The 14,942-nt window shown below is 65.3% G+C and carries 15 protein-coding genes; 9 read left to right on the top strand and 6 right to left on the bottom strand.

Translation table 11 applies throughout. The features are described 5' to 3' along the window. Positions 1-732 precede the first annotated feature (732 nt). Complete coding sequence (locus AC1RQP_RS04170; protein ID WP_492936024.1) at positions 733-1,629, top strand: DMT family transporter; 897 nt, start codon at positions 733-735, stop codon at positions 1,627-1,629. Between the two features lie 52 nt (positions 1,630-1,681). Here AC1RQP_RS04170 and AC1RQP_RS04165 read toward each other — a convergent pair whose 3' ends face one another. The 3 genes from AC1RQP_RS04165 to AC1RQP_RS04155 all read right to left on the bottom strand — a co-directional run bounded on the left by AC1RQP_RS04165 (position 1,682) and on the right by AC1RQP_RS04155 (position 5,303). Next, positions 1,682-3,934 (bottom strand): CHASE3 domain-containing protein, encoded by a 2,253-nt coding sequence (locus tag AC1RQP_RS04165; protein WP_492936023.1) that lies wholly within the window; start codon positions 3,932-3,934, stop codon positions 1,682-1,684. Then, the gene (locus tag AC1RQP_RS04160) at positions 3,931-4,353 is read right to left on the bottom strand and encodes a response regulator (RefSeq protein ID WP_061876588.1); all 423 of its coding nucleotides are present in this window, start codon (positions 4,351-4,353) and stop codon (positions 3,931-3,933) included. The genes AC1RQP_RS04165 and AC1RQP_RS04160 overlap by 4 nt, the downstream gene beginning before the upstream one ends. 242 nt (positions 4,354-4,595) lie before the next feature. Next, positions 4,596-5,303 carry a BA14K family protein gene (locus AC1RQP_RS04155; protein WP_239623370.1) on the bottom strand — a complete coding sequence of 236 codons (708 nt, stop codon included), beginning with the start codon at positions 5,301-5,303 and terminating at the stop codon, positions 4,596-4,598. Between the two features lie 243 nt (positions 5,304-5,546). Between AC1RQP_RS04155 and AC1RQP_RS04150 the strand changes: the two genes are divergently transcribed. Further along, positions 5,547-5,954, top strand: coding sequence for an NADH:ubiquinone oxidoreductase subunit NDUFA12 (locus AC1RQP_RS04150; protein WP_239623371.1), 408 nt, complete (start codon positions 5,547-5,549; stop codon positions 5,952-5,954). A 427-nt stretch (positions 5,955-6,381) separates the two neighbouring features. On the opposite strand, the gene AC1RQP_RS04145 is transcribed toward AC1RQP_RS04150, so the two are convergent. Beyond that, the gene (locus AC1RQP_RS04145; RefSeq protein ID WP_239623372.1) at positions 6,382-7,068 is read right to left on the bottom strand and encodes a DJ-1/PfpI family protein; all 687 of its coding nucleotides are present in this window, start codon (positions 7,066-7,068) and stop codon (positions 6,382-6,384) included. A 108-nt stretch (positions 7,069-7,176) separates the two neighbouring features. Between AC1RQP_RS04145 and AC1RQP_RS04140 the strand changes: the two genes are divergently transcribed. From AC1RQP_RS04140 to AC1RQP_RS04110, 7 genes are all read left to right on the top strand, one after another. Beyond that, on the top strand, positions 7,177-8,115 hold the full coding sequence (locus AC1RQP_RS04140) for a GlxA family transcriptional regulator (RefSeq protein ID WP_239623373.1): 939 nt from the start codon (positions 7,177-7,179) through the stop codon (positions 8,113-8,115). A gap of 246 nt (positions 8,116-8,361) precedes the next feature. After that, positions 8,362-9,405 carry an alpha/beta hydrolase gene (locus tag AC1RQP_RS04135; protein ID WP_239623374.1) on the top strand — a complete coding sequence of 348 codons (1,044 nt, stop codon included), beginning with the start codon at positions 8,362-8,364 and terminating at the stop codon, positions 9,403-9,405. 62 nt (positions 9,406-9,467) lie between these two features. Beyond that, positions 9,468-10,526: a YeiH family protein gene (locus tag AC1RQP_RS04130; protein WP_492936022.1), complete on the top strand. Its 1,059-nt coding sequence runs from the start codon at positions 9,468-9,470 to the stop codon at positions 10,524-10,526. A gap of 2 nt (positions 10,527-10,528) precedes the next feature. After that, positions 10,529-11,419, top strand: a complete 891-nt coding sequence (locus tag AC1RQP_RS04125; protein ID WP_492936021.1) for a LysR family transcriptional regulator — start codon at positions 10,529-10,531, stop codon at positions 11,417-11,419. 219 nt (positions 11,420-11,638) lie between these two features. Next, positions 11,639-11,869, top strand: a complete 231-nt coding sequence (locus tag AC1RQP_RS04120; protein WP_492936020.1) for a hypothetical protein — start codon at positions 11,639-11,641, stop codon at positions 11,867-11,869. Positions 11,870-11,915: 46 nt separating this feature from the next. Further along, positions 11,916-13,157: a molybdopterin-dependent oxidoreductase gene (locus tag AC1RQP_RS04115; RefSeq protein WP_492936019.1), complete on the top strand. Its 1,242-nt coding sequence runs from the start codon at positions 11,916-11,918 to the stop codon at positions 13,155-13,157. A gap of 10 nt (positions 13,158-13,167) precedes the next feature. Continuing rightward, positions 13,168-13,497, top strand: coding sequence for a cytochrome c (locus AC1RQP_RS04110; protein ID WP_492936018.1), 330 nt, complete (start codon positions 13,168-13,170; stop codon positions 13,495-13,497). Between the two features lie 104 nt (positions 13,498-13,601). Here the strand turns inward: AC1RQP_RS04110 and AC1RQP_RS04105 are convergent, their stop codons facing one another. Both AC1RQP_RS04105 and AC1RQP_RS04100 read right to left on the bottom strand, forming a co-directional pair. Then, on the bottom strand, positions 13,602-13,856 hold the full coding sequence (locus AC1RQP_RS04105; RefSeq protein WP_239623380.1) for a PepSY domain-containing protein: 255 nt from the start codon (positions 13,854-13,856) through the stop codon (positions 13,602-13,604). 27 nt (positions 13,857-13,883) lie between these two features. Then, positions 13,884-14,942, bottom strand: a complete 1,059-nt coding sequence (locus tag AC1RQP_RS04100; protein WP_492936017.1) for a Na+-dependent transporter — start codon at positions 14,940-14,942, stop codon at positions 13,884-13,886.

The raw sequence follows: 14,942 nt of genomic DNA, 5'->3' as shown, positions 1-14,942 counted from the left end.
CCGTTCGGCCTTCGGTCACCGCAGTTCAGCCGGTGGATCCGGCCCTGTTTTTTCCCGGCGCGACGTCGATGCGTGCATCGATCATCCCGCCGGCACGTCCACACCCATCCGCCCCCAAGGGGATGTGCGCGACATGCGTTCAACGCCCCACAACGCCGCTACTTCTCTCACTTCACGCAGGTGTCACTTCGAAACCACCGTGAAGTCTGCCTTCCGAGCCTGTTGCCGGCCCGTTCCAGCGCCCCCGGGGAGTCCGCATGTCGTTCGCATGTCGAGGGCAGACGAGCCCCCATCCCGCTGCCTTTGGCCGGCTGGCGGAGCTGAGATTTGCGAGACCCTTTGGGGGAGTGCCGGCGGGACGCAAACTCACTCGCGCCGAACGGACCGAAAGCTAGGACTCTCCGTTGCGCCCGTCAAGAACTAGTGCGAGTTCCTGAATCAAATACTAAATATGGTGGATTGTGGGGGATAACAGGGGTCTTCGCCGCGCCTGTTGTGGAGCCAAGTATCAGTGAGTCCTCAGGGATTCCCAACCGAAAAAATTCGTATCCGGCGAGCTGCGGAGGCTTCATCCCGCTGTTCACAGGGCAGGTATATTTTTCCGGACCGGGATTGCGCCAGGGGGACTCACGTAGCCCTACGGAAGGTGAGGGCAGGCATGCCCGCCGGGACGGTGGTTCGGCCTGCGAATCCGGGCCAAGCTGAGCCCGAGTTTTTGCCGGACCACCTGACATGCATGATTCGACCCGCCGGGATGCGCGACCGCGCATCGCCCCGGCCGGCCTGATGTTCCTCGCGATCACCTCGATCGGCTGGGGCTTCAACTGGCCGGTGACGAAATTCCTGCTGGCCGAGCTGCCGCCACTGACCCTGCGCGGGGTCACCGGCGTGCTCGGGGCGGTGCTACTGGCGCTGCTCGCGATCATGCGCCGGCAAAGCCTGCGGGTGGAGGGCGCGGTCTGGCCGCGCCTCCTGACCGCGGCCGTGCTCAACGTCACCGGCTGGATGGTGCTGATGGGGCTGGCGCTGCTCTGGCTGCCGGCGAGCGAGGCGGCGCTGATCGCCTACACCATGCCGGTCTGGGCCTCGATCATCGCCTGGCCGGTGCTGGGCGAGCGGCCGACGGTCTTGCGCACACTGGGGCTGGTGATGGCCTTTGCCGGCCTGGCCACGATCATGGGCGGCAACGGCATCGCCGCCAGCGCGGAGAAGGCGCCGGGAATCATCATGGCGCTCGCCGGCGCGTTCGGCTTCGCCGTCGGCACGGTGTTCTCGAAGAAGTACCCGATCCATCTGCCGCCGATCACGGCCGCGGCCTGGCAGATCGGGATCGGCTGCCTGCCGATCTCGATCGTCGGCCTGCTGGTCGAGACCACGCATCTGTCGAAGGTGACGCCGCTCGGCTGGTGGCTGCTGGTCTATTCGACCGTGGTGCAGTTCTGCATCGCCTATGTCAGCTGGTTCGCGGCTCTGGCGCGCCTGCCGGCCTCGGTCGCCGCGATCGGCACCATGGCGGTGCCGGTCATCGGCGTCGTCGCCTCGGCGATCGCGCTGGGCGAGCCGCTCGGGGCAGGGCAGATCGCGGCGCTGGTCTTCACGCTGGCCGCCGTGGTGCTGGCGACGCGTTAGCCTTTTTGTTTGAGCATGATCTTGTCGGAAAACCGCTGCACACTTTTCCGGATCATGCTCCCGCTCCGCCGCCCAGCGCCTTGCGGATCGTCTCGGCGAGCTGGTTGCGGCGGTAGGGCTTGGTCAGCAGCATCACGCCGTCGTCGAGCTTGCCTTGATGGATGATCGCGTTGTCGGTGTAGCCGGAGGTGTAGAGCACTCTCACACCCGGCCGGCGCCTGGCCACTTCTTCGGCGAGCTCGCGGCCGCTCATGCCGCCGGGGATGACGACGTCGGTGAACAAGAGATCGAACTTCTGGCCAGCCCCGATCAATTCCAGCGCGGCTTTGCCGTCGGGCGCGGCCACCGTCTTGTAGCCGAGGCTCTGGAGCTGGGTGGTGACGAAGTTGCGCACCAAGGGGTCGTCCTCGACCACGAAGATGGTCTCGGCGCCGCCTTCGGCCTGCGGCGCCATGCCGGCTGTCACCTCCGCCGTGCCTTCGCCCGGAGGCAGATAGAGCTTGATCGTGGTGCCGTGGCCTTCCTCGCTGTAGATCTTGATGTGGCCGCCGGACTGCTTGACGAAGCCGTAGACCATGGAGAGGCCGAGGCCGGATCCCTTGCCGACCTCCTTGGTGGTGAAGAAGGGCTCGAACGCCTTCTGCTGGATCTCCACCGACATGCCGGTGCCGGTATCGCTGACCGCGAGCATGATATAGGGGCCGGGCGTCACGTCGGCATTGGCCTGCGCATAGGCCTCGTCCAGCACCACGCGGTGGGTCTCCAGCAGCAGCTTGCCGCCGTTCGGCATGGCGTCGCGGGCGTTGATCGCCATGTTGAGCACCGCATTGGTCAGCCTGGACGGATCGATATGCGTCGTCATCGGCCCCTGTTCCAGCACGGTCTCGATCTGGATCTGCTCGCCGAGGGTGGGGCGCAGAAGCTTCGCAATGTCCGCGATCGCGGCGTTGATCTCGACGTTGCGCGGCTCGAGCGGCTGCCGGCGCGCAAACGCCAAGAGATGCTGGATCAGCTCGGCGCAGCGCTCGGCGGCGTCGTCGATCAGCCGTGCCGTGCGCTGGAGTTCGGGCTGACCCTTCAGGCTCTCCACCAGCGTCTCGGTGTTGCCGGAGATGACGGTCAGCATGTTGTTGAAGTCGTGCGCGACGCCGCCGGTCAGCTTGCCGATCGCATCCAGCTTCTGCGACTGGTGCAGCTGCCGCTCGGTCTCACGCGAGGTGGTGGCATCGTGATAGACCAGCACCGCGCCCGAGACATTGCCTTGCCCGTCTCGCATCGGCCGGCCGCTGATCATGAGATGGCGGGGAGGATTGCCGCTGTGCGGGCGGACGATCATCTCCAGCTCTTCGAACTGCTCGCCGCGCAGCACGCGCGTCGATGGCAGCTCGTCGGCCTCGAGCGGCGTGACGCCGTCGCCGTGAAACACATCGGACAGCGCGCGCAGGTTGCTCAGGTTCATGCCGGCGCGATGCAACAGCATGCGCTCGGCGGCCGGATTGGACAGAAGGACATTGCCCTCGGCGTCGATGACCAGCACCGCCTCCGCCATGCTGCGAAACGTGCTCTGGAGCACGTTGACCGACAGGCGCAGCTCGTCATGCGCGGTGACGAGGTGCTCGGTCCGCTCCGCTACCGCCGCCTCGAGCGCCGTCTTGGCGGCCTGTGTTTGCTCGAGCGAGCTCTGGAGCTCGCCCGTGGTGCGCCGGCTTTCGCGCATCACCAGCGCGACCAGGAGCAGGATCAGCACGGCGCCGGCGACGTCGATGCCGAGCAGCGCGATGCCGGTGCGGCGCGAATCCCGGGATCGCTCGGCGAGCAGGCGCTCTTCCTCGGCGCTCAGATGGTCGAGATTGGCCATCACCGTGTCCATGAGGCCGCGGCCCTCGGCCCTGCTGTTGAGCGCGGCAATGCCGGCCTGGTCGTTCTCGGCACGGAGGCGCATCGCTGTGGCGGCGATCTCCATCCGGCGCAGCGCCAGCGGCTCGGTGCTCTCCAGCAGAGCGACCTGATCGGGACTGTCGCGCACGTCGCGCTTGAGGTCGGCGAGGGCCGGCGCGATCCTGGCGTGCACCGCCTGAAACTCATCGCTGAAGCCGGGGGTGCGATAGAGCTCGTAGCCGCGCGCGGCGCTCTCGGCGCGGCGCAGCAGCACGCGCAGATCCGAGATCTTCTTCTGCACCTGGACGGTATGGTTGACCCATGCCGCGTCGGACCGCGACTTGACGTCGAGGGCGATCGAGGCCGCGGCGATGATCAGGAGGATGGCAAGTCCAGCACCGAAAATGACGCGCTGCGTTGGAATCAAGGGGCTTCTTTCTTGTCCTTCGGCTGTGCGCTCTCGCCTGCGCCGGCGAGGCATTCCCGGATCGTGGTCATCAGCGCTTCCGGCGTGAACGGCTTGCGCAGGCAGCGCGTTGCGCCAAGCTCCAGCGCCATGCGGAGAAAATCGGGAGAGGGCGAGGCGGATGAGGCGAAGGCGTAGCCCGACATCGCGATCAGCGGAGTGGTCGGCGCGCGCTCGTGAAAGATGCGGATGGATTCGAAGCCGCGCATATGCGGCATGAAGATGTCAACCAGCATCACGTCGAAGGCCTGCGATTCCAGCGCAGCCAGTCCCGTTTCGCCGCCGTCGGCCAGCGTGACGTCGAAGCCCTGACGTTGCAGGAGGACCTCGATGGTCGCGCCGACCATCGGATCGTCATCAACCACGAGAACACGCGGCATGACACTTCCCAGGTGATCGAAGTCCCCACTGCATTTGGTGATATCCGCGAATCGTGTGTCCGGTCAATTTTGGATTGGTCCCCCAAGGATATGCACGGCGCAGTGCATAAAGGTCCGCCTGCCTCCGGTCGTCGGCGTCCTCGGGCGAGCAGGACGGAATCGACGCGGGCGAGGGATACCCCGGGCGCGACAAAGGCGCCGCATCGCAGCGGCGCCTTCAGCCTCACGCCCTGGCGGTCTGCTTACGGGCAGGGATGCCGCTGGCCGTCGTAGCCGAGATAGGTGCCCGAAGCCGGGTCGTACGATTTGAAGCGCTGCGCGCAATAGGCGGAATCGCCGCCGCCATCCTGCACCACCGCAACCGACGGTTCGTCATAATAGCCGCCGTAGTAGTAGGGATCATCGTAATAGCCGTAGCCGCCGCCGTAACCGCCATAATAGGCGTACGAGCCGAGGCCGCCGACTGCGACGCCGGTCGCGAAGCCCGGCCAGAAGCCGCCCCGACGATGATGATGCCCGTGACGGCCGCTCCAGTTGCTTCCGCCGTGCCAGTTGCCCGCGGTTGCGACGCTACGGGTGCCACCGAAGGCCTGCCGGGGCGTTGCGCCGGCTACGAAGCTGCCGCCGCTCGGACGCATAGGAGTGCCGGCCGCGAAGCTGCCTCCGCTCGGACGCATCGCAGTCCCGGCCGCGAAGCCGCCTCCGCCCGGACGTACTGCAGCACCGGCCCCGAAATTGCCGCCACCGCCACGGAACGCAGCGCCGCCGCCACCTCCGCCGCCACCCATGCGCGCGCCGCCACCGAAGTGAGCGCCGCCGCCACCGCCGCCGATATGGGCGCCACCGCCCCCGCCCCCGCCCACTCCGGGACGCTGGGCAAAGCTCGGTGTCGCAAAGGGAAGAACCAGCGCCACCGCCGCGGCGGCACTCAAGACTTTCAGACTGTTCATGGTTTAACTCCTTTCCGGAAAGCAAACCCTATGAATGCGCGGGGGTTCCTTGGGATCACGCCGGTTTGCGCGCGAATGGAGCCTCACGCGCTGCCACTGTACCGGGCATGAATGAATCGCGACCGCTTTGCGGCAGGCTCCTGCTCGGTGGCCGGATTGCGGAGGGAGACCCCCGCAGCTGCCGAACTGGACATTTCGCTGCCCGGATGGCATCAGGACCTGACGAAGCAGGGCCCTTGCCGCATGAAACAATTCTTCCTCAAGTTCTTTACCTGGTGGAATGGCCAGACTTTTGGCACCCAGCTCTGGACCAAACGGTACGGGGAGCTGGTCGGCGAGGACGAGCAGGGCAACCGTTACTACCGCACCCGTGGCGGTGCGATTGATCCCACCCTCGGTTTTGAGCGGCGCTGGGTGATTTATAACGGCTACGCGGAAGCGAGCCGGATTCCGCCGTCCTGGCATGGCTGGATTCATCACGTCGTCGACGTGCCGCCGACCGAGGCCAACTACCAGCCGCGCGAGTGGGAAAAGCCGCACCAGCCGAACCTCACCGGCACGGCGAAGGCGTATCGGCCCTCCGGTTCGACGCTTGCCAGCGGCCGGCGTCCAAAGGCGACCGGCGACTACCAGCCCTGGACGCCAGGCTAGCCCTTCCGCCCACCCGCGAACTGCCATCGTCCGAAGCGGATGCACATGCATCCGCGCCGCACTCCTGTGGACAACGGGAACAGCGGGGATGCCGCTCGCGCCAGCGTTGCATTGACGCGGGCGATGCGGCTCAATGATCCCATCTTACGGAGATGGGAGACCATCGCGTTCGGTTCGGGCAACAGCTCGCGACTGTCCCGAGATGCAGCGGCCGCCGACCAGGACTCGATCGGGAGATAGGCCCCCGGTCTGGAAGCTCCGAAATCGCCCGATGTGAATGTGCAGCCGCCGTAAGACAGGAAGGGCCGCTTGGGAAACCGAGCGGCCTTTTTCTTTTGGGGGGCTTGCGAAGGTCTCGTGTCCCGGACGCAGCGCAGCGCTTCTTCAGCGGTGCGGCGCGTCCGGGACACGAGACTACCGGCGTGCGCTACATCACCCTTTCAGCCGCGCGCTTCACCGCTTCGAGCCGCCGCGCCTGGTTCTGTGCGCCGCGCTCCTTCAGCAACGCCTTCACCTCGGCGGAAGCGGTGTCGGGCGAGCCCGAATTGAACGGTGGCGCCGGATTGTATTCCATCTGGAGCTGGATCGCTTCCGCCGTCGTGCGATCGACCATGATCGATACCAGCGTCAGCGCGAAATCGATGCCGGCGGTGACGCCGCCGCCGGTGATGCGGTTGCGATCGATGCAGACGCGCGTCTTTGTCGGCGTCGCGCCGAACTGGGCGAGCATGTCCATCGCGCTCCAATGGGTGGCGGCGCGGTAGCCCTTCAACAGGCCTGCGGCGCCGAGCGCGAGCGATCCCGTGCAGACCGAGGTGACGTATTTGGCGCCGTCGGCCTGTCTGCGCAGGAAGTCGAGCACCTCCTCGTCGTTGAGCAGGTCGTTGGTGCCACTGCCGCCGGGCACGCAGATCACGTCGAGTTGAGGGCAGTCCGCAAACGTCGTGGTCGGCGTCAGCGTCATCACGGAATCGCTCGGCACCGGTTCGATCCGCTTCCACACGAGGTGCAGTTTTACGCCGGGGACCATGGCGAACACCTGCAGGGGGCCGGTGAAGTCCAGCTGGGTGACGCGCGGAAACACCAACAGACCAATCTGGAGCGGTGACGACATCGGCAGATCCTCCAATTGCGAGCTTGACGCCGGCACGATGTCATGCTGCCTTCCCGTCCGAAATGGCGTAATTCCCTCACTTTCGGACATATCGTTAGGAGTTGGCCCATGATCGGCATCCTGATCTTCCCGGATTTCCAGCTGCTCGATGCGGCAGGCCCGATCTCGGCGTTCGAGATCGCAGCGCGCTGCACCGGCAAGACGCCGGCCATCCGCGTGCTGGCAGTCAAGCCGGGGCTCGTGCGCAGCTCATCCGGGGTCGAGATGATGGCGCGCGACTTCAAGGCGGCGAGCGCGATCACGACGCTGGTCGTGGCCGGCGGCGTGGGCGTTGCCGATGCCGCGCGCTGCGAGGTCACGCGGGCCTTCTTGCAGCGGCTGGCAAAGCGTGGCGTTCGGGTCGCGAGCGTTTGCTCGGGCGCCTATGTGCTCGCCGAAGCGGGACTTCTCGACGGCCGCCGCGCCACCACGCATTGGGGGCGGACGCGCGATTTCGTCGCGCGCTTTCCCAAGGTGAAATTCGAGCCGGACCAGATCTTCACCCGGGACGACAATGTCTGGACCTCGGCAGGCATCTCCGCGGGCATCGATCTCGCGCTCGCGATGATCACCGAGGACCACGGCGAGGAGATCGCACAGCAGACCGCACGCCAGCTCGTGCTCTATCACCGCCGCAGCGGCGGCCAGTCGCAATTCTCCTCGCTGCTGGAGCTGAAGACGCCGAACGGGCGGTTCGGCGCACTGCTGTCCTGGGCACGTGAAAACCTCGACACGCCGCTGACGGTGGAAGATCTCGCCGATCGCGCCGGCATGAGCGCTCGGCATTTTGCCCGTGCCTTTGCCGCCGAGACCGGCACGACGCCATCCAAGGCGATCGAGCGCCTGCGGCTCGAAGTCGCGCGCGAGCGCGTGCAGTCCTCGCGCGAGGCGATCGAGCTCGTTGCGGAAACGACCGGATTCCGCGATCCCGAGCGAATGCGGCGCGCCTTCATCCGCGCCTTCGGCCAGCCGCCGCAGGCCCTGCGGCGCGCGGCGCGGGTGGGGTAGGCGCGCTACGGACCTCGTTCGCGACTGGCCTCGAGGAGTTCGGGACTAGTCCGATCTCACAAGTGTTAGCTCGTGCGCGACGTCCTATTCCGCGATCGGCTGGCCTGCGCCTGCTGCAGCCAAAATAATCGATTTTATCGATTGGTTAAACAATAACAATTCGTTGGATCAATTAATTGGATTCTCCGATCCTCGCTGCGCTGAGACCCCTCAGTGAGTCACTCCAACCAGCATTGGATCAATCCCATGAACCGCACCACAACGTTTGCAACCCCTGTCACTGAAGCAAGCCTGATGAATCAGGCGGCAACGGCTGCGCCGGCTCCCGCCAACGATCCGCGCCTCGATCCCGAGGTCCGTGCATTTCTCGCCGAGATCAACAAGGACAGCTCGCCATTCTGGGAGTTGCCCCAACCCGAGCCGCAAGGCGTACTGACATCGCTGCAGTCTCAGACTGCAGTGGACATGTCCGGCGTCACCACGACCGCGTTGACCATCGAGCAGGACGGGCGCGCCGTGAAGCTTTACGTCATGAAGCCCGAGCGTCTGACCGGCAGACCTGGCGTCGTGCTTTTCATCCACGGCGGAGTCTGGATCGCCGGCAACTTCCAGAACCATCAGCGCCTGTTGCGGGACCTGGTCGTGGGCTCGGGGCAGATCGGCCTGTTCGTGGAATACACGCCGTTGCCGGAAGCGAAGTATCCGACGCAACTCGAAGAATGTTATGCCGCGCTCAAGTGGATCGCGGTGCATGCCGACGAATTCGGTGCCGACGGCCATCGTATCGCGATTGCAGGGAACTCGGTCGGCGGCAACATGGGTGCGGCACTGGCCCTGATGGCGAAGGACCGCAACGGGCCGCAGATCAGGTACCAGGCGCTGCTCATCCCTGCGACCGACGCCAGCGTCGATACGGCGTCATATCATGAATACGGAGCCGGCCGTTTCCTCGCCCGCGCCTTCATGAAGTACGGCTGGGATCTCTATGCGCCCGCCGCGAAGATCCGGGACAATCCTTACGTATCGCCGCTGCGCGCCAGCAGCGAACAATTGAAGGGACTGCCCCCCGCGCTCGTCATCACCGCGGAGAACGATCCGCTGCGCGATGAGGGCGAGGCCTATGCGAGGAAGCTGAAGGAGGCCGGGGTCAGTGTGGATGCGGTTCGCTACAACGGCACGATCCACGATTTCGTGTTGCTCAACGCACTGCGTCACGTGCCCTCCACCGAGGCTGCGATCGATCAGGTGAACCAGGGCCTGCGTCGGCATCTCGCAGCCGCGACCGATTGACCGATCGATGAGAGACGCGGCGGCGTTCGCCGTCGCGTCCCTCGCTCCCCGGAGATACGCCAATGACCATCGTTCAGAATTCCCGCCCATACCCGGCCACGCGTGCCATGCGCGACAACATCCTGTCATATCGGGACTCCGCCCTTGCAATCGTCCCCGGCGTCGCGCTGGCCGCGACCATTGCCGTGGTCGCCAACATGATGCGCAGTATTCCTGCCGTCGCGACGTTCAGTCCCATGATCCTGGCGATCGCGATCGGAATGGCCGTGCGCAACCTCGCCGGAACGCCAGCTCTCGCCCGCGCTGGAATCAGCTTCAGCATGCGCCGGCTGCTTCGGCTCGCGATCGTGCTCCTGGGCTTCCAGATCACGCTGACCCAGCTTGCCAGCGTCGGCACCAAGGGGTTCCTCATCGTCGCCGGCACGCTCGTTGCCACCTTCGGATTCACGCTCGCAGCAGGGCGTGCGCTGGGCGTCGAACGCAATCTCGCTCGACTGATCGCCGCGGGCACCTCGATCTGCGGCGCGTCAGCCGTCGTCGCGACCAACAGCGTCACCGAAGCTTCCGACGAGGACGTCGCATATGCGATCGCGTGCGTCACGGTCTACGGCTCGATCGCGATGTTCGTCTATCCCATGCTGCCTCGCCTCCTGCATCTCGATGCAGACGCGTACGGCCTCTGGAGCGGCGCATCCATCCACGAGATCGCCCAGGTGGCTGCCGCCTCGTTCCAGAACAGCCAGCGCGCGGGCGAAATGGCAACCGTTGCAAAGCTTGCCCGCGTCATGCTGCTCGCGCCGGTCGTGCTGACCCTGAGCGTCGTCACCCGGGCTTCGGCGCAGCCGGCCGGCGGCAAGTCGGCAAGGCCGCCGATCCCTTGGTTCGCGATCGGCTTTGTCGCGATAGCCGCACTCAACAGCGTCGTGTGCATTCCGGCGGGCCTCAGGAGCGCGACGATCACGCTTTCGACCTTCCTGCTCACCATGGCGCTCGCGGCCATGGGCCTTGAGACCGACGTCTCGAAATTGTACGCGGAGGGGCTGCGTCCGGCTATGCTGGGCGGGCTGGCGTTTCTCTTCATCGCAACCTTCAGCCTGATCCTCATCAAACTCTTTGGATGACCATGACGCTCGAACAGCTCCGGATCTTCGCCGCTGTCGCCGACAAGCAGCACGTCACCCAGGCCGCCCACGAATTGAATCTGACACAATCGGCCACGAGCGCGGCAATCGCCGCGCTCGAAGGACGCTACGGGGTCAAGCTGTTCGATCGGGTGGGACGCGGCATCGTTCTGACGCATATGGGCCGCACGTTTCTCGGGGAAGCGCGTGCGGTGCTGGCGCGTGCGCACGCCGCCGAGCAGGTCCTGCGCGATTTTGCCGGCCTCAAGGCCGGCCGACTGGTGATCGCGGCGAGCCAGACGGTTGGGAGCTACTGGCTTCCGATGAGATTGCTGGCGTTTCAGGCCGTCCATCCCGGCATCGAAATCAACGTCAGGATCGCCAACAGCGAGCAGGTCGCAACCGACGTTCGCGACGGCATGGCGGATGTCGGTTTCGTCGAGGGCGACATTGACGACGCCGCATTGTCCGCCCGCCGGGTCGACGGCGATGCGCTGGTCGCCGTCGTGGGTGCGCGGCACCCGCTGGCGAACCAAAAGAAGCTGCCCGCCGACTGGATGACCAGGACACCGTGGATCCTTCGCGAGCCGGGCTCCGGAACGCGGGCCATGTTCGAGCGCGCCCTAAAGAAGCGCGGGGTGCGCCTCGCCGACCTGACGGTGCAGCTCGAACTGGCCTCGAACGAGGCGATCCGAACCGCGGTCGAGGCGGGCGGCTGCGCTGCGGCCGTCTCCGATCTCGTGGTTGAAAAGGCGATAACGGCAAAACGGCTGGTCCAGCTCGAGGACGACCTGGCCAAGCGTTCGTTCTACGCGCTCCGTCACAAGGAGCGGCATATCAGCAAGGCGGAAGCCGCCCTGATGTCCAGCATCGCTGCCGGCGCTGCACCGTAGGCAGAGCTGCGCCCGCCCGTTGCATGTATTCCGCAACGATCGAATCCAGGTCTCGCCGGAGCCGGTGCGCGCGCATGCGCCTGCGGAATTCGATCGCTGTCGGCGATCAGAACGATCTGATCATCTCGTTGGATTGCCGATGCGCCGAGGTCTACCTCTTTGGACACAGGCAGGCACTTCAAGCACTGCGTGCCGGAAATACAGAGATGGAGAACGAAAATGACCCATTCACGTCGCGCTTTCCTTGCGATCGCCCTGTTCGTCGCCGCCGCGTCCACGCTTGGTGCGCCGACCGCGCTTGCCGGCAGCCCGGTGCACGTGCCGGATCCCAGAGTTGCCGTTCACCCGGAACGAGGCTTTCGCCCGATCGACAGGCATCTTCCCACCATCCGGCAGGCGCAACCTCGCCAGCCCGTCGAAGATCCGCTCGCGGACTTGATCCTCGGATGAGCCGCGGGACTGAATCAGCACAAATCCATTCCATGAGGAACGTTCGATGTCCCAACATTTCGACCATGCACGCTTTCCGGCACTGTCCCGCCGCGCAATGCTTCGAGCCATCGGGGTTGCCGGCCTCACGCTCGCCGGCTCATCGGTCCGCGCCGATCAATCGATCCGGCTACCGATCGCGGGCGAGCCGCGTGACCGGCCGATCACGCATGACTTTCCGCAAAAGGGGAGCATGATCCTGCAGCGCACGCGACCGCCACTGCTCGAGACCCCGATGGAGGTGTTCGACCGCGGCGTGTTCACCCCCAACGACCAGTTCTATGTGCGCTGGCACTGGGCGGTGATACCGACCTCGGTGGATGCTGACGCCTTCAGACTGTCCGTGCGCGGTCACGTCAACCAGACCCTCTCGTTGTCCATCGGCGACCTGCTTAAGTTGCCCCGTGTCGAGCTTGCCGCCGTCAACCAATGCTCGGGCAATTCGCGAGGGTTCTTCCTGCCTCGCGTGCCGGGCGCGCAATGGGCGCATGGCGCGATGGGCAATGCGCGGTGGACGGGAGTCCTACTCAAGGACGTGCTGGACCGCGCGGGCGTCAAGCCGGGCGCAGTTCAGGTCCGCTTCAACGGACTGGACGAGCCGGTCGTGCCCGACGCACCCGATTTCCGCAAATCGCTCGATGTCGATCACGCCCGTGACGGCGAGGTCATGATCGCCTTTGCCATGAACGGCGAGCAACTGCCGCTCCTCAACGGCTTCCCGCTGCGGCTGATCGTGCCGGGATGGTACTCGACCTATTGGGTCAAGATGCTCAGCGACATCGAGGTTCTCGATCGCCAGGACGACAATTACTGGATGGCGACTGCCTACACCGTTCCGGATACGCCGCATGCCAACATCAAGCCGGGCCAGACCGGCGTAAAGATGGTTCCGATCAGCCGCATGGTGCCACGGTCATTCTTCACGAACATCGTGGACGGCGCATCGCTTCCGGCGGGCGCAGTCGCAACAATCCGCGGGATCGCGTTCGGCGGTGATGCCGGTGTCGCCAAGGTCGAGCTATCGATGGATGATGGCAGGACGTGGCAACCCGCGATGCTTGGCGAGGACCACGGCAAGTACAGCTTTCGCCGCTGGCAGGTCGACATTCCCCAACTGATGAAGGGCGGCCATTCGTTGATGGTCCGCTGCACGAACACCGCCGGCGACGTTCAGCCGGCAGCATCGAACTGGAACACCAGCGGCTTCATGCGCAACGTCGTCGAGACGGTTCAACTCACCGCGATCTAGGAGCAACACCATGCGTCACCTCATCTTCGTCCTCGGCACCTCGTTCGCCGCTCTGCTGGCATCCACGCCCGCGTGGCCGGCCCCCGCAATTTCCTCCACGACCGTGGAGCTTCCGGCGGGCGACGCGCTGTTTCCCGGCGGACCCGAAGCGGATGCCATCAACAACAACTGCCTGGCTTGCCATTCGGCAGACATGGTGCTGAACCAGCCGGCCTTGCCCAGGTCCACCTGGGAATCCGAGGTGCACAAGATGATCAAGGTCTATGGAGCTCCCGTCGAGGACAGCGATGTGCCCGCCATCGTCGACTATCTTGCCAAGGTCAAAGGAAGCGGCCAGTGATGTTCGGCACCGCTGACAAGCGCTGCTGAACGGATGAGACCAGGGCGTTCGTCCAAGTCGACCACCGCTGAATCTCCCGCCTTAGAAGCGGACTTCGGCGATGCTCATCGATCGGGCTTCTCGCGCACGATCGCGCCAGTCTTGGGGTCGGCATGGAATTCCATCTTCTGTCCGTTCTTGACGCCTTCGCCCTCCCACTGGCCATCGTCGGCTTCAAGCTTGGTGACCTCCGAATAGCCCGACTCCATGACTTTGGCCTTCACTTGCTCCATCGGCATCCAGTCGGGTCCGGGTTGATCGGCTCTCGCTGCCGAGCCCACGGCGAGCGAGCCGAGAACCAGAATTGTGGCAAACTTCATCGCGAACCTCCTTTTCGATGAGAGGTTTCAACGGGGGCCATGAATTGATGTTCCTCCGCTGCGTCGGTGCGACGCAAATGAGTGAACGTCAGCCTTGTTTTCCCCGCTGGACGCATCTGCCCGTGCCGTCAGGCGCCGCGCGATCGGCATCAGCATGTATGGCGCAAGATGTATCGGGAATTGCGTCATGGCGAAATAGAGCCAGGTGGTCGGCGGCAGCGCGCCGGCCGTCGCCGCCAGCATCAGGCCGAGATTGCGCTGTGACACCATCAGCCCGAGCGCAAGCGCGCGCTCATAGCCGATGCGGCGGAACAGCAGCGTGGTGATCGCGAGCAGTGTGAAATAGATCGCGAAGGACAGCAGTGCGAGGCCGATGGTGAACACCGGCTGGCTCACCAGCTCGCTCGCGACATCCCCCATGACTGCGGACGCGAACACAAACAGGATGATGATGTTGAAGCCATCGATCGGCCGCTTCCGGCGCTGGATCGCCTGCGCGCCGAAGATCCAGCGGATGACGGTCGCGGCGAGCAGCGACGCGGCGAGAATGCCGAGCAGCTTCAGGCCGAGTGCAAGCGGCGAGATGCTGAGCATTCCGTCGAGGAACAGACCTGCGAACATCGACGCCGTGAAGGGAACGAGCGCGGTCGAGGTCACCAGCGTGACCAGCACCAAAGTGGCGTCGAGCCCCATCAGCGCGGCGAGTGCCGGCGAGGCCATCATCGGCGAGGCCATGCCCTGGAGCATCAGCGCGAGAGCAAGGCCGGGCGAGTGGCTCGCCAGTCCCGTTGTATGGGCGATCAATCCGACGATCAGCGGCACGCCGATCGTGGTCCAGGCCGTTGCCGTCGCGACCAGCGCCGGCCTGCGGAGATGGCCGTAGAGCGCGGCCAGATCGACCCGCATGAACGAGATGCAGAGCAGAAGGAAAATCGCCTCGGTGACATAGGGGCGCAGCAGCGCGCCGAGCGGCGGCACTGCGACCGCGATGAAGGCGACGGCGGCGACCGCGCGGGTGCCCTGGCTGCCGAGCCATGTCAGTCCGCGCAGGGGAAGAGCGAAGATGGGATGAAGAACGGAAGGCAT

The organism is Bradyrhizobium sp. GW821-FHT13H06, from assembly GCF_058803975.1.
Note: the sequence above shows the minus strand (reverse complement) of the source record. Positions and strands in the feature narration are given on the sequence as shown.